The sequence below is a fragment of the Chryseobacterium bernardetii genome (genome assembly GCF_003815975.1).
GTDB lineage: Bacteria > Bacteroidota > Bacteroidia > Flavobacteriales > Weeksellaceae > Chryseobacterium > Chryseobacterium bernardetii.
Map to the genome: position 1 here is coordinate 5,152,912 of NZ_CP033932.1, position 18,700 is coordinate 5,171,611.

The 18,700-nt window shown below is 37.6% G+C and carries 19 protein-coding genes; 14 read left to right on the plus strand and 5 right to left on the minus strand.

What is annotated here, in order from left to right; translation table 11 throughout:
- Nucleotides 1-66 precede the first annotated feature (66 nt).
- Genes EG339_RS23350 through EG339_RS23360 form a run of 3 tightly spaced genes read left to right on the plus strand, consistent with a single transcriptional unit; the run spans nucleotide 67 to nucleotide 1,833 of the window.
- Nucleotides 67-852: a hypothetical protein gene (locus tag EG339_RS23350; protein ID WP_123872459.1), complete on the plus strand. Its 786-nt coding sequence runs from the start codon at nucleotides 67-69 to the stop codon at nucleotides 850-852.
- 39 nt (nucleotides 853-891) lie between these two features.
- Nucleotides 892-1,284, plus strand: coding sequence for a VOC family protein (locus EG339_RS23355; protein WP_123872460.1), 393 nt, complete (start codon nucleotides 892-894; stop codon nucleotides 1,282-1,284).
- A gap of 12 nt (nucleotides 1,285-1,296) precedes the next feature.
- Nucleotides 1,297-1,833 (plus strand): GNAT family N-acetyltransferase, encoded by a 537-nt coding sequence (locus tag EG339_RS23360; RefSeq protein ID WP_123872461.1) that lies wholly within the window; start codon nucleotides 1,297-1,299, stop codon nucleotides 1,831-1,833.
- Between the two features lie 75 nt (nucleotides 1,834-1,908).
- Here the strand turns inward: EG339_RS23360 and EG339_RS23365 are convergent, their stop codons facing one another.
- Complete coding sequence (locus EG339_RS23365; protein ID WP_123872462.1) at nucleotides 1,909-3,249, minus strand: M28 family metallopeptidase; 1,341 nt, start codon at nucleotides 3,247-3,249, stop codon at nucleotides 1,909-1,911.
- A 133-nt stretch (nucleotides 3,250-3,382) separates the two neighbouring features.
- On the opposite strand from EG339_RS23365, the gene EG339_RS23370 reads away from it, so the two are divergent.
- The 5 genes from EG339_RS23370 to EG339_RS23390 all read left to right on the plus strand — a co-directional run bounded on the left by EG339_RS23370 (nucleotide 3,383) and on the right by EG339_RS23390 (nucleotide 6,173).
- Nucleotides 3,383-3,928 carry a hypothetical protein gene (locus tag EG339_RS23370; protein ID WP_123872463.1) on the plus strand — a complete coding sequence of 182 codons (546 nt, stop codon included), beginning with the start codon at nucleotides 3,383-3,385 and terminating at the stop codon, nucleotides 3,926-3,928.
- 9 nt (nucleotides 3,929-3,937) lie between these two features.
- Nucleotides 3,938-4,510: a Crp/Fnr family transcriptional regulator gene (locus tag EG339_RS23375; protein ID WP_123872464.1), complete on the plus strand. Its 573-nt coding sequence runs from the start codon at nucleotides 3,938-3,940 to the stop codon at nucleotides 4,508-4,510.
- Between the two features lie 35 nt (nucleotides 4,511-4,545).
- Nucleotides 4,546-5,097: a putative glycolipid-binding domain-containing protein gene (locus EG339_RS23380; RefSeq protein ID WP_123872465.1), complete on the plus strand. Its 552-nt coding sequence runs from the start codon at nucleotides 4,546-4,548 to the stop codon at nucleotides 5,095-5,097.
- Between the two features lie 74 nt (nucleotides 5,098-5,171).
- Nucleotides 5,172-5,435: a hypothetical protein gene (locus EG339_RS23385; protein ID WP_123872466.1), complete on the plus strand. Its 264-nt coding sequence runs from the start codon at nucleotides 5,172-5,174 to the stop codon at nucleotides 5,433-5,435.
- Nucleotides 5,436-5,441: 6 nt separating this feature from the next.
- A complete protein-coding gene (locus tag EG339_RS23390; RefSeq protein WP_123872467.1) occupies nucleotides 5,442-6,173 on the plus strand; it encodes a YwqG family protein in 732 nt (243 codons plus the stop codon).
- Between the two features lie 108 nt (nucleotides 6,174-6,281).
- Here the strand turns inward: EG339_RS23390 and EG339_RS23395 are convergent, their stop codons facing one another.
- The 3 genes from EG339_RS23395 to EG339_RS23405 all read right to left on the minus strand — a co-directional run bounded on the left by EG339_RS23395 (nucleotide 6,282) and on the right by EG339_RS23405 (nucleotide 10,098).
- The gene (locus EG339_RS23395; RefSeq protein WP_123872468.1) at nucleotides 6,282-7,208 is read right to left on the minus strand and encodes a malate dehydrogenase; all 927 of its coding nucleotides are present in this window, start codon (nucleotides 7,206-7,208) and stop codon (nucleotides 6,282-6,284) included.
- A 119-nt stretch (nucleotides 7,209-7,327) separates the two neighbouring features.
- A complete protein-coding gene (locus EG339_RS23400; protein ID WP_123872469.1) occupies nucleotides 7,328-7,879 on the minus strand; it encodes a biliverdin-producing heme oxygenase in 552 nt (183 codons plus the stop codon).
- 20 nt (nucleotides 7,880-7,899) lie between these two features.
- Nucleotides 7,900-10,098, minus strand: a complete 2,199-nt coding sequence (locus EG339_RS23405) for an ATP-binding protein (RefSeq protein ID WP_123872470.1) — start codon at nucleotides 10,096-10,098, stop codon at nucleotides 7,900-7,902.
- Nucleotides 10,099-10,467: 369 nt separating this feature from the next.
- Here EG339_RS23405 and EG339_RS23410 point away from each other — a divergent pair, with 369 nt between their 5' ends.
- The 6 genes from EG339_RS23410 to EG339_RS23435 all read left to right on the plus strand — a co-directional run bounded on the left by EG339_RS23410 (nucleotide 10,468) and on the right by EG339_RS23435 (nucleotide 17,766).
- Nucleotides 10,468-11,517 carry a linear amide C-N hydrolase gene (locus tag EG339_RS23410; protein WP_123872471.1) on the plus strand — a complete coding sequence of 350 codons (1,050 nt, stop codon included), beginning with the start codon at nucleotides 10,468-10,470 and terminating at the stop codon, nucleotides 11,515-11,517.
- Nucleotides 11,518-11,784: 267 nt separating this feature from the next.
- Nucleotides 11,785-12,948, plus strand: coding sequence for a porin (locus tag EG339_RS23415; protein WP_123872472.1), 1,164 nt, complete (start codon nucleotides 11,785-11,787; stop codon nucleotides 12,946-12,948).
- Nucleotides 12,949-12,965: 17 nt separating this feature from the next.
- Nucleotides 12,966-14,396 (plus strand): anion permease, encoded by a 1,431-nt coding sequence (locus tag EG339_RS23420; protein WP_123872473.1) that lies wholly within the window; start codon nucleotides 12,966-12,968, stop codon nucleotides 14,394-14,396.
- A 16-nt stretch (nucleotides 14,397-14,412) separates the two neighbouring features.
- Nucleotides 14,413-15,069 (plus strand): succinate dehydrogenase cytochrome b subunit, encoded by a 657-nt coding sequence (locus EG339_RS23425; protein WP_123872474.1) that lies wholly within the window; start codon nucleotides 14,413-14,415, stop codon nucleotides 15,067-15,069.
- Between the two features lie 12 nt (nucleotides 15,070-15,081).
- Nucleotides 15,082-16,998 carry a fumarate reductase/succinate dehydrogenase flavoprotein subunit gene (locus EG339_RS23430; protein WP_123872475.1) on the plus strand — a complete coding sequence of 639 codons (1,917 nt, stop codon included), beginning with the start codon at nucleotides 15,082-15,084 and terminating at the stop codon, nucleotides 16,996-16,998.
- Between the two features lie 12 nt (nucleotides 16,999-17,010).
- Nucleotides 17,011-17,766, plus strand: a complete 756-nt coding sequence (locus EG339_RS23435; RefSeq protein WP_123872476.1) for a succinate dehydrogenase/fumarate reductase iron-sulfur subunit — start codon at nucleotides 17,011-17,013, stop codon at nucleotides 17,764-17,766.
- 83 nt (nucleotides 17,767-17,849) lie between these two features.
- On the opposite strand, the gene EG339_RS23440 is transcribed toward EG339_RS23435, so the two are convergent.
- A complete protein-coding gene (locus EG339_RS23440) occupies nucleotides 17,850-18,623 on the minus strand; it encodes a cyclase family protein (protein ID WP_123872477.1) in 774 nt (257 codons plus the stop codon).
- Nucleotides 18,624-18,700: the final 77 nt, after the last annotated feature.

Consider the following 18,700-nt stretch of genomic DNA (forward strand, 5'->3'; position numbering starts at 1 on the left):
TGAATGTTTTAGAACATGAATTTTTATTTAAATTTGATCTTTATTCAACTCTCAACATAATTCACCATGATTTTAGGAGTCTACTGGTACTTTAAATTTCCTGAAAATTTATATCATTTCAAGTTTTTTAAATTTTTCGAAGGATATGGCGGACATGCAGATAATGAAGCTGAACTGGTTGCAAGAGTTCAGGTTGGCAATACAGAAAATTTTATTGCAAAACTGGAAGAGCTGAAATCCCGGTTTAAAGAAGCATTTTTGTTTCTTAATATCAATGAGAATCAACTCATCATTAATATTGGAGGACATACCCTTTTTGATTTTTATTTTCAGTTTGCTCTTGAAATAGAAGAATTATTGATTCGTGAAAATGCCATCATATTAGATTCAGATGTGCCATTTAAGTCATTTTCTACTAAAATTTATCATCCTGAAAGAGAAAATTTCGGAAATATTGAACACCGCTTTCTACAGATTATAGGGTCAGATTTTAAAAAAAATAATGCTGAAAACCTTTCCATTAGAATCGACTGTAACCTGCCATTAGCAGATAAAAGATTCTTCATTAATGCTTTAAGCTCTATCTGCCGGGAAGAAAATATCAATGTATTCTATTATATAGATCATGATTTCAGCCACCATTGTAATCTCATGCTTTTCTTCACGAACGGCCGTCAGAAAAAAGATTCAATTCAAACAGTCAATATCAATTCATTTGGAAGCAAAATAAGGCTACTTACACAAAAATATCCGGTCCATTTCGGTCACCTGGAGGGTATAAAACATTATCCCCAAAACGGCCCTCACATTGAGCTGATGGTAGATGAAGAATATATTTTAAACAAAAAATAAAACAATTCAAATTCGAAAAATATCCCTAAATATAATAATATGATTAAATTTAAATATGTTATTCTGTATGTAGAAAATGTAGAATCCTCAATGAATTTCTACAAAAATACTTTTAATGCCGAGATTAAATTCATCACCCCTGATAAAGATTATGGAGAACTGATCACAGGAGAAACCACATTGTCTTTTGCATCTGTTGAATTAGCCGGCTCCAATATTAAAAAAGGATTTTTACTTTCAAAAACTGAAGAAAAGCCTTTTGGGATTGAGCTTGGATTTGTGACAGACGATGTAGAAACTTTGGTGGAAAAAGCAGTAAAAAACGGTGCTGTTCTATATGAAGAGATTGCTGTGAAACCTTGGGGACAAAAGACCGCTTACATTAAAGATCCTGACAATTACCTTGTAGAAATCTGTACTGAAGTTCAATAAAAATATTCTTTCGTGGAAATAAAAAAAATACAACAGCTAACTTCCGACTCTAGTCTGAACTGGGGAAATAATGGATATTCTACAGATATTATTTACTCTGTTTCTTCAATTGAATTCGCAGGTGCCTTTGAATTTACTCTGAAGGAGAAAAAGCTATCCTACTCTAAAGTTTGGGAAACAGGTTCCGATGATATTGGTGAGCTTAATACCATCATTGAAAAAGGTAACTCTTTCGGAGCTTTTGTAGATGATAATCTTCAGGGATGGATCATCTGTGACCATAGAACATGGAATAACAGTTTCTATATTGAAAATATCCTGGTTAATGAAAAATACCGAAGACACGGGCTGGGAATTATGCTCATTAAAAATGCGGTCAAAGAAGCCAGAAAACTGAACTGCCGGGTTATTGAACTTGAAACCCAGAATACGAACTATCCTGCCATACAATTTTACAGAAGAATGGGCTTCAATATCACCGGAGTGAATACACGGCTATATGATAATTCCGAAGAAATTGCTCTTTTTATGACGCTGGATATAGAATAAATGATAAAAGCGGGCTTCCTTCAACAACCTTCAGGATAAAAACCCGCTTTATTGATGTTTGAATTGTCATTCTTTTTATTTGATTGCTGGTAAAACGATCAGGCTTTCATTTCCTGAAGTGTTTACAGCTTGTACGGCAAAGAAATAGTTGTCTTTAGAATAAGGCAGCCTAATCGAAGTTTCTTTGGTAAATATTTTTTTCTGCCATACAGAAGCATCGGTTTCACGCATTAATACATAATATCCCGTTATTTCTCCAGATTTAGGTTTTTCCCAGGAAAGATCTGTAAAATTGGTAAGATTACTGACTTCTATTTTCACATTTTCTGGTTTTGAAGGGGACTTTGCAAGGTTGGTTAAAACTGCAATATTTACCTCTACATTCTTTTTAAAATATTCAAAATCTATAAATTCCGGTAAATCTCCATATTGTACTCCATTTTCTTTTCTGATATCCTGATGCTGATGGTTGAAATTTTCGTTGAATTCCGTTAGCCGTACTGCAGAAAAGCCTTTTTCAACAAACGGAGTATGATCTCCACCTCTCAGGAACCGGTCATTTCTATAAATCAATTTAACCTGTAGATTATCAACATACCGCTCCCCTATTTCTTTAATATATCTTGCCAGCTGCCTTGGCTCTCCATCATTTTCCAGCCCGAATTTTCTGATATTCTGAGCTTTTTTATCCAGTTCATATTGAGGCAGACCTTCAGAAAAGACTCTCAACTGATGGGTATTAATCAGATTCGTATCACTGCTGAGATTATTGGAGATCATGTCATTATTCAGCAAGGCTTCCAGTTGCCAGCCTTCATTGGCGGCTTTTTCAGCCAGCATTCTGGATCCCAGCAATCCTTGTTCTTCTCCGGAAAAAGCAACCAATACAATACTTGCCGGGAATTTAGATCTGCTCAATATTCTTGCACTTTCAATCAATGCAGCCACTCCGCTCCCGTCATCATTGGCTCCCGGAGCGTTATCTTTGAAATTCATCACATCACTTACTCTAGAATCCAGATGTCCGCTCATCATAAAAAGCCTTTTATCATTAGGATTTGTTCCATGAATAATGGCAATAGCATTTCCTAAATCGGTAACACGGTCAATTCGTTTTCCATCCGGCTGAATGGTTTGATTCTGAAGAAAAACCTCCATTCTTCCGCCCGCATTTTTAGCATAATCATTGAACTTTTTCAGCACCCATTTTCTTGCGGCACCTATACCTCTTTTGGGATCTGTGGTAGAACTCATAGTATGTCTGGTTCCAAAGCTCACCAGGGAGTTGATGTGACTTTTCAAAGAATCCGTACTTACCTGTGAAACATAATTGATGATTTCCGGATCGCGATGAACTGTTTGCTGGGCATGAAATACAGCGGGGATAAAAAACAAAGCGAAGAGTATTTTTTTCATAATGGAGCAATCTATTAATCTTTTACAATTTATTTGTCATTAAATAAAATTACAAAAAAGAAAACAGACTTTATTAACTATAATATTTCCGTGAAAATTTCAGTATTTTCGTGAAAAAATAACCTTACATCAGATGGATACAAAGAAAAATGTTCTGGAAAAAATGTCTGACCGAGAACTTGAGCAATACATACAACCTAACAGTAAATTCGTTCCTCAAGCTATACAATATGCTTATGAAATACTACAATCAAGAGGAAGAACATTTACAAATGAAGAACAAGATCGTATTCATTCCCTTATTTCTAACGTTGAGTTTAACGATACAATAATACATCCCAACCATACAAAAGCGTCCAATCTTATCTACCTGTCAGGAGCAATAGGAATTGCCGGTTTAATCTGGACATCAGAACAGTTAAATTCAGGTTTGGCAATCTTCATTTCAGTAGCGGTCATTGCTTTTGTTTTTGGAACTGGTTATATGATTGGGAAGGGAAATACAGTGGCTAAATATCTGTTCCTTTTTCTTTTTGCAATCGGCATCCTTGGAATACCTATAATAATAGCACATTTAAGTACTGATCCTATTCTCGCAATCATAAACGTTTTACAACTCATTCTTCAAACATGGGGTGCTGTACTTCTTTTAAAAATTCCCAAGAATAAAAAAATATAGACGTTTTATATGGAAAACCTCCTAAAATACATCCGTTCTCTTACTCCATTTTCAGATGAAAGCTGGACATTACTCCAACCTGCTCTCTCTGAAAAACAATACAAAAAGAATGAGTTAATACTGAAGGAGGGTGAAGTATGCCAATCTTTATTTTATATTGATAAAGGATATTGCAGGTCTTATTATGAAATAGACGGTGTGGCAAAAAACACCAGTTTTTTCTTTGAAAATGAAATTGCAACCAATATCAGCAGTTTCGGAAGTGGAAAGCCTTCAGAATCCAATATAGCTGCCTGTGAAAATTTACAAGTTGTGATTTTTGATAAAGAAAAACTGTTTACAATTGCAAAGCAGCACATCGAAATAGAATCATTAGGACGACACTGTATCCGTCAGTTTGCGACTAAGCAGGAGGAGTTTTCCAATTTGTTCAAATTGTATTCAGCTCAGGAAAGACTGGAATATATTGAAAAAAAATATCCTGAAATTTTACAAAGGGTTTCTCTTACCCAACTGGCATCATTTCTTGGAGTGGCAAGGGAAACATTAAGCAGGATCAGAAAACGTAGAATTTCCAAATAATTAGATTTTATATTATCACACTAAACTAAAAAAAAATGAAAACATTGATCTGGCAGGGAATTGCTTTTCAGTCACTGGAATATTTCAGCCTTAAAGAAAATGATAAAGATATTCAGGTAACATCAAAAATTATCGGCTGCTATGAAAGCAAAATATATACTGTAGCATATCAGCTAACTATTGATCCTGATTGGAATATTCGGGGATTTACGATTGAATCTGAGATCAACACCATTAAAAACATACTCACAGGTAAGAAATATGAGAATGAATGGGAAATCAACAATGTGATTAATCCTGATTTTAGAGATTTTAGCTTCATTGATATTTCTTTAACCCCTTTCACTAATACTTTACCTATTAACAACCTAAAACTGGCTGAAAATGATACACGGGAAATTAAAGTTATTTATATTGACATTCTGAATAATCTGATAAAACCCGTAGCTCAGCAATACACCAAAATTGCTCCTTACATTTATCATTATGATAATCTGCAAACCGATTTCAAATCGGATATTTTAGTAGACGGGAATGGGTTGGTTGTGAATTATCCTCAACTATTTGATAAAATAGCTGAAATTTAAAATATAGCCTGTTCAACATTAATTTCTTCATCCTTCTTCATTTTTTTATCTTTGAATAAACATCAACAATTACTATGACTATTGCTGAAATAAAAAAAGCGGCTCTTAGTTCTAAAATACTGAACAAACAAGAACTGAGTGATAAGATAAGAGAATTAAAAGACAGTGGCGTTTCATATCTCGGGTGTTTTGCTTTTACTCAGCATAATCAACAAATTTCCACTTTAGAAGCCAAAAATCTCACCTTGGAACTTGAGGCATTCACAGATGAAGAAAAAGCTGAGTACAATGGGTATCACAATTTGATGCTGGAAGATTTTAAAGAAGAAGAAAACTAACACCTTATGACAAAAATAGATCTAAGAATCCAGGAAATTAAAGATCAAATAGAAAGACCTGCAACAGAATTTTTCACCGGTGGATTCAGACCTCTGAATGTTTTGGGAGAATCATGGATCGGACGCGTATTTACGTATGCTGAAGATGAAGAAATTCCTTTGGATAAAAATGGAGATCCGATGATGCCACTTATCCAGTTTTATCTTCCCAACCAGCCTTTTGTACCCGAACTGATAAAAGATAAAAAATTAATAACAGTATTTATCTCTCAGGATTTTCCGGAAACTTTTGAAAAAATGGGTGACAATTGGCTCATCAGGGAATACAATAATCTTGAAGATATTGTCATTAAAGATTTACAAAGTCCTGTTTCTTATTTAAAACCATTCCCACTGCGCTCTCAGCTATACACTAACGACGCACCTTTATGGGATGGCGGCGGAATTGAAGATATAGATTATAATTTGATTTCTGAAATTGTCAAACTTGAAAGAGAAGGACATTTCGACAGCTATTTTCAAATTATTAAGCATTGTTACAGCACTAAACTGGGTGGTTATCCCTCATTCTGCCAACCGGGTATCGGATTTAAGGACAGTTTTGGAAAAGGTTTTGAATTTGTTTTCCAGGTTTCTTCAGATGGCAAGGCTAATTTGAATGTGATTGACAGTGGCAGTTTTATGTTTGCCAAGAATAAAGAGACCGGAGAATGGAGCTTGTATTATGATTTTTATTAAAATGAGACTGGAAGTTACAGTTGGGGGAAAGTCACTAATCCACCTCTTTCAAACGAAATAAAAAACCCGCGCCTCCTGACGCGGGTTTCCTATATAAAATTCAATATATTAGAATTTAAGATCTCCATTCACTTCTCTTACTGCATTAGCAGCTTCAGCGAATTTCAATTGCTCTTCAGCAGTCAGCGTTACGTTTACAATTGATTCTACTCCGTTTGCTCCGATGATGGCAGGAACACCCAGGCAGATATCATTTTGACCGTATTCACCTTCAAGCATTAATGAACAAGGGATCATTTTCTTCTGGTCACAAGCAATAGCCTGAACCATTACAGAAACAGCTGCACCTGGTGCATACCAGGCAGAAGTTCCTAATAGCTTAGTAAGAGTAGCACCTCCAACTTTAGTTTCTTCGATTACATATTTTTGCTGTTCATCGTTTAAGAACTCAGTTACAGGAACACCATTTCTTGTAGCTTTGCTCAATAATGGAAGCATACCTGTATCACTGTGGGCAGCGATTACCATACCGTCTACATCAGAAATTGGAGCTTCTAATGCTTCAGCCAATCTGTATTTAAATCTTGCAGAGTCTAGCGCACCACCCATTCCGATGATTTTGTGTTTAGGAAGACCTGAAGTTTTGTGTACTAAATAAGCCATTGTATCCATTGGGTTAGAAACCACAATGATGATTACTTCCGGAGAATGTTTTACTAAGTTTTCAGTAACGTCTTTCACGATACCTGCATTGATACCGATTAGTTCTTCTCTTGTCATTCCAGGTTTTCTAGGAATCCCTGAAGTGATTACGGCTACATGAGAACCTGCAGTTTTGCTGTAATCTCCTGTTGTTCCGGTAATTTTTGTATCGAATCCGTTAAGCGATGCTGTCTGCATCAAATCCATTGCCTTACCTTCAGCAAACCCTTCTTTAATATCTACCAAAACTACTTCTGAACAGAAGTTCTTCATTGCGATGTATTCTGCACAGCTTGCTCCTACAGCGCCTGCACCTACTACAGTTACTTTCATATTGTTACTTTTTTAATTATTTATTTGTTTAGTTACTATTTAAATTTGAAACTTCCCAAATTTAATAAATCCTGAAAAAATGCGCAATTTTTCAGAAATTTTATTAGAATTAAAAGAAATTAGTTGACATTCAGCAAAAAGGTATACAGCTTTTTCGCACCGGAAAGCACCTCATCATACTTCTCCTCTGCTACTTCAGTATCCAGGACCTCCTTAAAATTCTTCCACATAGGCCCTGTATTCTCCTGGTAACATCCGAAAAAGTTAAAAGTAACAGCATCAAAACCTTCCGTTTTAGAAAGCTGTTTAGCAATCACATTTCCACCCAGTGTGGAGCCTTCAATCACATACATTGCTCCCAGAGCTTCATGTTCATTTTCAAATTCAAGTTGGTGGGATGCCGGCTGGTTTTTCAAAGCAAGGCTTTCAAGATCTTTTTCTATAAGAGAAAGCTTCTTTCTTTCTGCAAGCTGAAGTTTATCACCATACTTAGCAGAAAGGCTGCCGAATATTTTATCTTCACTGTGAAGAAGCATCAGATAATTGGTATGGATGATCTTTTTATAATCTTCTAACGTGAAGGTTTTATTAAAAATCTTTTCAGAATTAAAAAGCTTCTCCGCTGCATCGTGATAGTCTGCTGTATTTTGTTTTAGATATTCTGATACCATAATAACGTTTTAAAAGTTTATCAAATGTAAGGCTTTTTGAACGTTAAAATGAATGAAGTACCCTCTTTATTACTCTCATAATCTATATTTCCGCCTATTCTCTTCATGATGCGGTGAACAATAGACAAGCCTACTCCATTCCCTTTGAACTTCTTCGCATTATCCATCCTGTTAAAAATTTTAAACATCTTGTGTTTTTCCTCTTCAGGAATACCAATTCCGTTGTCTGAAATCCTGTACACAATAGTTTGTCCATCTTCCGTTCCCTCAATTTCCACCTTAGGCTTCTCCTTATGAGAAGAATATTTTACTGCATTATTGATGATATTCAGGAATACCTGATGGAGCATTGTTTTATCTGCCAATACATCCGGGCATTCCTTAATGGTAATTTCACTTTTTGGACTTCCATAGGTGATCTTCGCATTGTCTGAGATCTTTTGAATCGTATTATTCGTTTTCAAAGTTTCAAGCTGTATCTCGCTATGCTTTGCCCGGCTGAGCTGTAATACATCCTGCATCATTTCAGCCATACTGTCGATTTCCTCAATAATGGTATTGATCTTTGTTTTACTTTTCTCAGAACCATCAGCAAGATTTCCCAAAAGCATCTGGGCATTCAGTTTCATAACGGTTAAAGGAGTTCCCAGATCGTGAGAAATGGTGTAAGAAAAACTGTCGAGTTCCTCATTTACCTTTTTAAGCTCATCATTAAGCCTTTTAATCGCATTATAATTCTTATGGGATGTTTCCAAAATAAGATCTCTCACAGCCTGTACTGCGCTCACATTTCTTGAATTCCATCTTTTGGAATGCCCTTTAATATTTTCTGTAAAAATGCGGAATGAAGTTCTTGGGGAAATCATTTGCCTGTCTTTTCCGTTTTGGGAAAATACACCTATTTTCTTTTCCGGATTTCCAGCCCAGTCAATATGCTCATCAAATTCTTTACGGAACCAGATCAGCATCTCATTTTTATCCCTTTCAATGAAATAAATGATAATTCCGGCTGCATTTTCAGACAGTTCCAGTTCCTCACCGTGGTTTTTAAGGAAACTTCTATTCACATAAATTCTGTCACTAGTATTTTCCAGTGTCCAGTTTACAATCCTGCTGATGCAACCGGCTGTTGGAGCTTCACCTTCAATAATTATATTTTCATCAGAAACAATGGCAAGACCGTCTGCTTCCGGCAAACTCATGATCTCTTTTTTACTTTCCAGGAGAGAATCAAACAGGTTATTATGTTTTAAAAATTTCGTTTTAAGCTGAGAAATTCTTTCATTCAGCTCAAGACGATAATTCAGTTCATTTTTGGATTTAAAAGAGGAATAGGCATTGGCAGCCAATGCTGTAAAAATCCCTGCCTGTACCCTGTCTTCAAGGTCAATATGTTTAGGTGCCACATTCTGACAGGTCACTAAGCCCCAAAGATGGTTATCAATAATAATTGACACACTGAAGCTGGAAGAGACTCCTGAATTTTTAAGATACTGACCATGAACGGGAGACATAGCCCGTGATGCCGCAAGGCTCAGGTCAATATTTTTAATGGTTTTACTGATAATTGGGACGGTTTCTTCGTAAACATTACTGAAGATTCTTTTTCTTTTTTTCAGATAAAGTTCTCTTGCCTGCTTCGGAATATCAGATTCAGGATAATGAAGCCCGAGAAAACTTTCCATTTCTTCATTCTTCTTCTCGGCAATCACCTTTCCGGAGCCATCCATCATAAACTTGTAAACCATGGTGCGGTCATAATTTACGACCTTAGAAAGCGTTTCCAGAAGATGATTCCAAAGTTCCTGTTCATCATCAATCACATAAAAGTTATCATATTTATTGGAAATCCGCTTATCAGGATTAATTAAAACTTCCTCAAACTCCAGAAAAATAGATCCGCTGCTTCTGAAAACAGAAAAATGATATTCTTTTTTATCAATAAAAATCTTATCAAAATACGTTTCATTCTCCCGTCTGGTGTAACGTTCCAGGGAAGTATAAATATCCGAATCAATAATATTCTGAAAACTTTCCGGGAAATCCGTAAGCTTACTACCAAATACCCCTTCCAGGTTTCCGATTTCAAAAATATCCGATATATTCCTGCTGAAAAAAGTAATGGAATGAGATACTGCATCAATGCCAATCAGATAACCAAAACTTTGAATAGAGCCTGGAATATGGATAGGTTCTTCGTGACATTCTACAAAATTCATATCTCTTTCAGTCTATCTATCAAAGATAGTTCTTTTTTTGAACTGTCTTCAATAGTGTGGTATTTAATTTTCAGGCTCTTTGTGGGGCAGTATATAGCAAAAACTGACGTTTTTTTTCATTGAAAAATTATCCATTTTCAACCGTTTTTCCTATGAAATTTCTAAAATATACGAAAATTTTCTCAACAATAGTGTTTTTAACCATTAAACTATGATTCATAACATGAAATGCAGTTAATCACCTAAAATAATTATGTTATTTAAACAAATTTAACTAATTTTATATCACCGAATAATGAATACAGCTATAAAACAATTGAATTATTCACAATAATTTCAATATAAATTTTAAATTCAAATAATACTATTATGAAAAAGTTCCCATTAATTTTATTTTCTCTTGTTCTTTCCATAGGATTATGGAATCCGTCAGAAGCGTGTACCCGTGTTGTCTACAAAGGCCCGCAAAATACGATTCTTACAGCCCGATCTATGGACTGGCGTGATGAGATTCCTGCCAATCTTTGGGTTTTTCCAAAAGGAATAGACCGCAATGGCCAAACAGGTCCTAAATCTGTAAAATGGACTTCTAAATACGGAAGCATCATCAGTTCCAGTTGGGATATAGCTTCTGCTGACGGAATGAATGAAAAAGGACTGGTAGCGAATATGCTATGGTTAGGAGAGTCTCAATATCCTAAATTTGATCCTAAAGGAGGAAAAAAAGGCATTGCCATCTCTTTATGGGCACAATATTACCTTGATAACTTCTCCACTGTAAAAGAAGCCGTAGAATTTTCAAGAAAAGAACCATTCGTGATTGTAAGTGATTATATCCCGGGTACAGAAAGATTTACAACGATTCACCTTTCCATTTCCGATGCTTCAGGAGACAACGCGGTCTTTGAGTACATTAACGGAAAGCTTGTGATTCATCATGATCCGTCTTACACAGTAATGACCAATTCTCCTATTTTCGATGAACAGCTTGCTCTTAACAATTACTGGAAAGGCATTCCGGGAACAGTGATGCTTCCGGGAACCAACCGTGCTGCTGATCGTTTCGTAAGAGCTTCTTACTATATTGATGCCATTCCGAAAACGGCTGACACCCGTACTGCTGTAGCCAGCGTATTCAGTGTCATCAGAAACTGCTCTGTTCCATACGGAATTTCTTCCCCTACTGAACCTAATATATCTTCAACCAGATGGCGTTCTGTTTCGGATCAGAAGAATCTGGTATATTATTTTGAAACTGTTTTTACTCCCAATACATTCTGGGTAGATCTTAAAGATTTTGACCTGAGTACAAAAGGCAAAGTAATGAAACTGGATTTAAGTAATTACCAAACCTATAACGGTAAAGCAAATGCCAGTTTCAAAGAAACTCCATCTTTCAAATTCTTAGGTTTAGAATAAAGATTTAGTCTTAAGTGTTTCTTTGTGAAGAAATACCGGGAAACACTTAAGGTTTTGTAAATTCTGGATCATTACATTCAGAATGAGATAAAGATCATTCCTCCCTCTGAAAGATAGAAACCGGAGATTTAACGGAAAGATTTAAGCAAAAAGTTTTTATCATTATATGAGGTACGTACAGTACATACTCTCAGCTTTTCAAGGATAGAGACAGAGACTTTTATGCTTACATAAAAATTCAAAAAAGCAAAAATTAAACAAATAGATATGGCCTTTTTTTCATTAAAAAAGAGAAGCTTGATCCTGTGCGTACTTATGGGCTGGTTTTCAGCGAATGCACAGATACAGGATTCTCTACAGACCACACCAAAACCACAGGAAGAAGATGTAAAATATCCCCAGCTTCAGATCAAAGGCCTTTTCCAGGCGCGTTATCTGGTAGGGATGAGCAAGGATGTTGATGTAAATGGCCTTCATCATTCTGACGGATCAGGAACCGATAATAATTTCATGCTGAAATACATGAGGGTTCAGGTAAGAGCACAGATCAGTAAACGTACAGAAGTTGTAGTACTGGCGAACCTTGCTGATTTTAAAAATGATCCTAAAAGCAGAGTGCTTGAAAATGCTTACCTTAAATATACTTTCAATCCAAAATTAGCGATCACGGTTGGGCAGTTCAGGCCATGGTTCGGCATTGAAGAGACTTATCCTATTGATATTATTAAATCTTTAGACTGGTCTAATCAGTATACGGAATTCGGAAAACTAGGCTGGACAAGCTTTCAGATCGGAATGTCTGCTACAGGACAGCTTCAGCTGGGAGAAATTCCTTTCCAATATGCAGTTTCAGTGGTCAACGGAAACGGAAAGAATCAGATCAATGATAATGATAACGGAAAACAGTATTCTACCCGTCTTGTCTTCGGATTATCTAAAAAATACAATTTCAATGTAGGCCTGAATGGGGGTATCGGGGAAGTTTTCAGTAAAAAAGTATATGCACTGGGAGTAGACCTGAGTTCACTGATTCAGTTTGATCCTAAATGGAGCCTCGATATGCAACTGGAGGCTAAACAGGCAACCAACCATGTCCTGTACAACTCTATCGCTCCTGAAATAAGACCTGATAATCCGGATCAGTATCTGATTCGCGGGGTTTATTTCCTTCCGAATCTGAGATATGAGATCAACCACAAAAACCTCAGTGCTTTCGAGCTGTCCTGCCGGTATGAATATCTGGATACCAACTTCAGAATGGCATCCAATCCAAGACAGACCATTACCCCAATGGTTGGGCTTGAGTTCCTTAAAAACTATGGGGCAAGAATTCAGCTGGGTGTGCAGTTTGACCGCTACAAATATCAGGTAGAAAACACCAATCAATACAATAATAACCTGTTCATTGTGCAGGTACAGAGCAGATTTTAAGGATTAAATAGAATATCATGAAAGAAATTAATATCAAAAACGTTGCGATCACATTTGTCGTTGCGTTAATCATCTGGTTCATCCCGGCACCCGAAGGGGTTACCCAGAATGCATGGCACTTGTTTGCCATTTTTGCAGCAACTATTTTAGGAATTATTCTAAAAGCCGCACCTATGGGAACGATGTGTATGATGGCGATCGGATTTACAGCCCTTACACAAGTTGTAGCTCCCGGAGATGCAGGAAAATCAATTACCAAAGCACTTTCCGGGTTTGGAGATAAAGTGATCTGGCTGATCGGGATTTCATTCTTTATTGCCAGAGGATTTATAAAAACAGGACTTGGAAACCGTATTGCTTTTTTATTTATCAGGGTTTTCGGTAAAAGTTCATTGGGGTTAGCTTACGGATTAGGGCTGGCAGACGTATGCCTGGCTCCTGCTATTCCAAGTAATACCGCAAGAGGCGGAGGAATTATCTACCCCATCATGAAATCTATGGCCATAAGTTTTGATTCCGTTCCTGAGAAACCGGAAACCCATAGAAAACTGGGTTCATTCTTAACATTGAACAGTTACTATATGAACCTCATCGCTTCTTCTATGTTCTTAACCGGAACGGCAAGCAACCCGATGTGTCAGAAGTTTGCAGCCAACCTTGGAATTGATATCACATGGATGTCATGGGCCGCAGCAGGTTTCGTTCCCGGATTAGTAGCATTCTTTGTAGTTCCTTTGGTTCTATATAAATTATATCCGCCTGAGCTGAAAAAAACCGGAGATGCACCGAAAATGGCTACCCAGAAGCTAAAAGAAATGGGACCTATTTCCAGAAATGAATGGTTAATGCTTTTAGCTTTCTTTATCCTTTTATTCCTCTGGATCTTCGGAGGAGCACTTTCTATTGATGCCACTACTACGGCATTCATCGGATTAACTTTATTGTTATTAACCTCAGTATTAACCTGGGAAGATGTAAAAGGTGAAAAAGGAGCCTGGGACACTATCGTCTGGTTCGCTGTTTTAGTAATGATGGCAAGTTCATTAAATGAACTAGGCTTCATTGGATGGTTCAGTAACCTTATCAAAGTTCAGATCGGTGGATTGAGCTGGCAGGTAGCTTTTCCGGTTATTATCATAGTCTATTTCTTCAGTCATTATATTTTCGCCAGTGCCACTGCTCACGTAGCGGCTATGTATGCAGCTCTTTTGGGAGTTGGTGTTTCTTTAGGAATTCCACCTATGCTTTTAGCCATGATGCTTGGTTTCATGGGGTCAATTTATGGGGTGCTTACTCACTATGGACACGGTCCGGCACCGGTATTCTTCGGCAGCGGCTATGTAGATCTGAAAGTCTGGTGGCTTCGAGGCCTTGAAATAGGAATTGTGCTTTTAATCATCTATATGGTTGTAGGAGGTCTATGGATGAAAGTTTTAGGATATTATTAATTATTAAATCAACTCTATGTTATCAACATTGTCAAGAAAAATGCTGATGTGCCTTACAGGACTCTTTTTGGGATTCTTCCTGTTGATTCATTTCCTTGGAAATCTTCAGCTTTTTCTCCCTCAGGAGCAGGCTCACCTTCAATTCAATGCCTATTCGCATTTTTTATCAGGAAATATCATTATCAAAATAGTTTCTTACATTTTGTATGCAAGTATCATTCTTCATGCTGTAGATGGGCTGGTAATCACCCTGAAAAATAAAAAATCCGGCGGCAGTTACCAGTCGGACAGACGTGGAAGAGCCAGCAAATGGGCATCCAGAAATATGGGTATCCTTGGAACTATCATCCTGATATTTCTGGTAATTCATTTTCAGAACTTCTGGTATGTTTATAAATTCGGAAATCCACCTTTGGATGAAAATGGAAATAAAGACTTGTATATTTTGGTGGTAACCGTATTTAAAGAATGGTGGTATGTAGTAGTTTATGTTCTTTCTATGATCGCTTTATGCTATCACCTGATCCACGGATTGTACAGCTCTGTGAGAACACTTGGATTATACCATCCAAAGTTTGTGAAATGGGTTAAAATTGCCGGAACGGCTTACTCTGTCATTATCAGTTTAGGTTTTGCCCTGATGCCTGTTTATGTATTCTTTACCTATCATTAAAAAGACCTCATCATGATTTTAGATTCAAAAATACCACAAGGTCCGTTGGAACAGAAATGGGCCTATTATAAAAAGAAAGCCAAGCTTGTGAACCCGGCCAACCGCAAAAAGCTTGATGTGATTGTTGTAGGAACAGGTCTTGCAGGAAGTTCCGTTGCCGCTTCTTTAGGAGAAATGGGCTATAATGTAAAAGCATTCTGTTTTCAGGACAGCCCGAGAAGAGCACACTCCGTAGCAGCTCAAGGTGGAGTAAATGCTGCCAAAAATTATAAAAATGACGGTGACAGTGTTTACAGAATGTTTGTAGATACCTTGAAAGGAGGAGATTTCAGAGCCCGTGAAGCCAACGTTTACCGAATGGCAGAATGCTCTTTAAACCTCATCGATCAGGCCGTAGCACAAGGTGTTCCTTTCGGGCGTGAATATGGTGGCTACCTTAATAACCGATCTTTTGGCGGCGTTCAGGTGAGCCGTACCTTCTATGCGAGGGGACAGACCGGGCAACAATTGCTTCTGGGAGCCTATCAGGCCTTAATGAGACAGGTGGGTAAAGGCTCCGTACAGTTATTTTCAAGACATGAAATGCTTGACTTAGTTACCATTGACGGAAAGGCGAAAGGAATTATCGTAAGAAATTTAGATACCGGAGAAATTGAAAGACATGCCGCCCATACTGTAATATTAGCGACCGGAGGCTACGGAAAAATTTATTATCTGTCTACATTGGCTATGGGGTGTAATGGTTCCGCTATCTGGAGAGCCCATAAAAAAGGAGCTTTAATGGCTTCCCCAAGTTGGATTCAGGTACACCCTACTTCCCTTCCGCAATCCGGAGATTATCAATCCAAATTAACATTGATGTCCGAATCATTGCGTAATGACGGAAGAATCTGGGTTCCTTTAAAACAGGATGAAAAGAGAGCTCCTAATGATATCCCGGAAAACGAGAGAGACTACTATCTGGAAAGAAGGTATCCTGCTTTCGGAAATTTAGCTCCAAGAGATATTTCATCCCGCGCTGCAAAAGAAAGAATTGATGCCGGATTTGGAATTGGTCCTTTGAAAAATGCAGTGTATCTTGATTTCTCTAAAGCCATTAAAGAACAGGGGAAAGATAAGATCAAGGAAAAATATGGAAATTTATTTGATATGTATCTTAAGATCACCGGTTATGACGCTTACAAAGAACCAATGATGATCTCTCCTTCTGCCCACTTTTCCATGGGAGGACTTTGGGTTGATTATGAACTGATGACCACTGTTCCGGGATTATTTGCCTTGGGAGAAGCAAATTTTGCAGATCATGGAGCCAACAGATTGGGGGCAAACTCTCTTCTACAGGCTTCTGTTGACGGATATTTTATTGCTCCGTATACCATTGCCAATTATTTGGCAGATGAAATTCACACCGGAAAAATCTCACCGGATGCTCCTGAGTTTGAACAGGCTGAAAATGCCGTTAAAAAACAGATCCAGGATTTAATAAATATAAAAGGAACCAAAACTGTTGACTATTTCCATAAAACATTAGGAAAGCTCCTGTACGATTATTGTGGATTAGCAAGAAATGAAGAAGGACTGAAATATGCGATCCAGGAAATCAGAAAATTAAAACAGGAATTTTATAAGGATGTAAGAGTTTCAGGACAGGGCAATACAATGAACGCTGAACTGGAAAAAGCAGGCCGTGTTGCCGATTATTTTGAAATCGGAGAACTGATGTGCTATGATGCTTTAACCCGTAATGAATCCTGTGGTGCTCATTTCAGAGAAGAATATCAGACTCAGGATGGAGAAGCAATGAGAAATGATGCAGAATATCAGTTTATCTCTGCGTGGGCCTGGACAGGTGAAAATGGCGAGCCTGAGCTCATCAAAGAACCACTCATCTTTGAAGAAATACAGCCAACGGTAAGAAGTTACAAATAAAAAACAAAAATTATGGATTTACACCTTAAGATATGGAGACAGAAGGACAGAAAAAGTGAGGGAAAACTGGTCAGCTATGACCTTAAAGGATTAAATTCCCACATGTCTTTCCTTGAAATGCTGGATACTTTAAATGAAAAGCTGATTATTGAGGGGGATGAACCGGTAGAATTCGATCACGACTGTCGTGAAGGGATATGTGGCCAGTGTGGCATGATGATTAATGGTATCGCTCACGGTCCTTTAAAAAATACCACAACCTGCCAGCTTCACCTGCGCTCATTCAAAGACGGGGAAACCATTCTGATAGAACCTTTCCGTGCAGAAGCATTCCCTGTGAAGAAAGATTTAAAGGTAGACCGTTCTGCTTTCGACAGAATTATTTCTTCCGGCGGCTTTGTATCAGTGAATACAGGTCAGGCTCCTGATGCTACAGCTATTCCGGTTACCCATCAGGTTGCCGAGGAAGCTTTTGATTCTGCTGCATGCATTGGATGTGGTGCATGTGTGGCCACCTGTAAAAACGGAAGTGCAGCTTTATTTACTTCTGCCAAAATATCCCATATGGCATTGTTGCCTCAGGGTAAAGAAGAAAGAAGTAAACGTGTTCTGGATATGGTTTCCCGGATGGATACTGAACTATTCGGGCACTGCTCCAATACAGAAGCCTGTGAAGTGGAATGCCCACAGGGAATCTCCGTCCTGAATATTGCCAGAATGAATTTTGAATACAACAGAGCCTTATTTTTTAATAAAAAAGGTAAATAAACGAAGAACGCTAAAAATGATACTATGTGAAAGGGCGAATCTGCAAATGCAGATTTGCCCTTTCTGTTTTTTTAGATGAACTTCTATTCATTCATCATGGCAACTACCCTTGCCGGAGCTGCAGACCCGCCCACAATCTTCAATGGAAATACACAGATTTTAAACCCTGCAGGTGGCAAAGCCTTAAGATTGGTAAGCTGTTCTATATGCAGATATTCTTTTTCTATTCCTACGCGGTGGCCTTCCCAGAAATATTCGGGATCATTCAGTTCTTTTGCTTTTTTAGCCATAAACTTAAGAGGAAGGTCCCAACCCCATTGATCTATTCCCATTACTTTTACTCCCTGATCGATCAGCCATTCGGTAGCTTCACGGCTCATTCCGGTTCCTTTTTCTACAAAATCAGGGGTTCCCATCAATTGATCCCTATCAGTTCTGATCAAAACAATATTTCCTTCCTGAATGGTGATCCCATTCTTGTTAAGATCTTTTTTCAGATCATCAACTGTAATGGCTACAAAATCTTCTTTATGACTGCAATCTATCACAACACCATCTCCATAACACCATTCTAAAGGAATCTGGTCAATTGTTTTAGCAGGTTTTCCTTCTACCACAGGGCCGTAATGCCACGGTGCATCAATATGAGTAGTAGCATGAAGCCCCATATTTTTAATTGTATCATCGGCCCATCCCGTCCAGTTTTTAGGGAAAAGTCTTGATGGAAGTCTCAACGCCAGACGTATCAGCCAATGTGATTTGCGGTGGGCTTTATGCCTGATCTTAACCTTCATAAACCAGGGATCTCCTGCATTGTATTGAATAGGTTTTGTAAGGTCAACGATTGTTGTTTTCATATGATTTAGCTTATAAGACAAAGATAATGAATAGGGTAATGAGCAAAAGGAGAAAAAGGAAAAAAGCTAAATGCTTT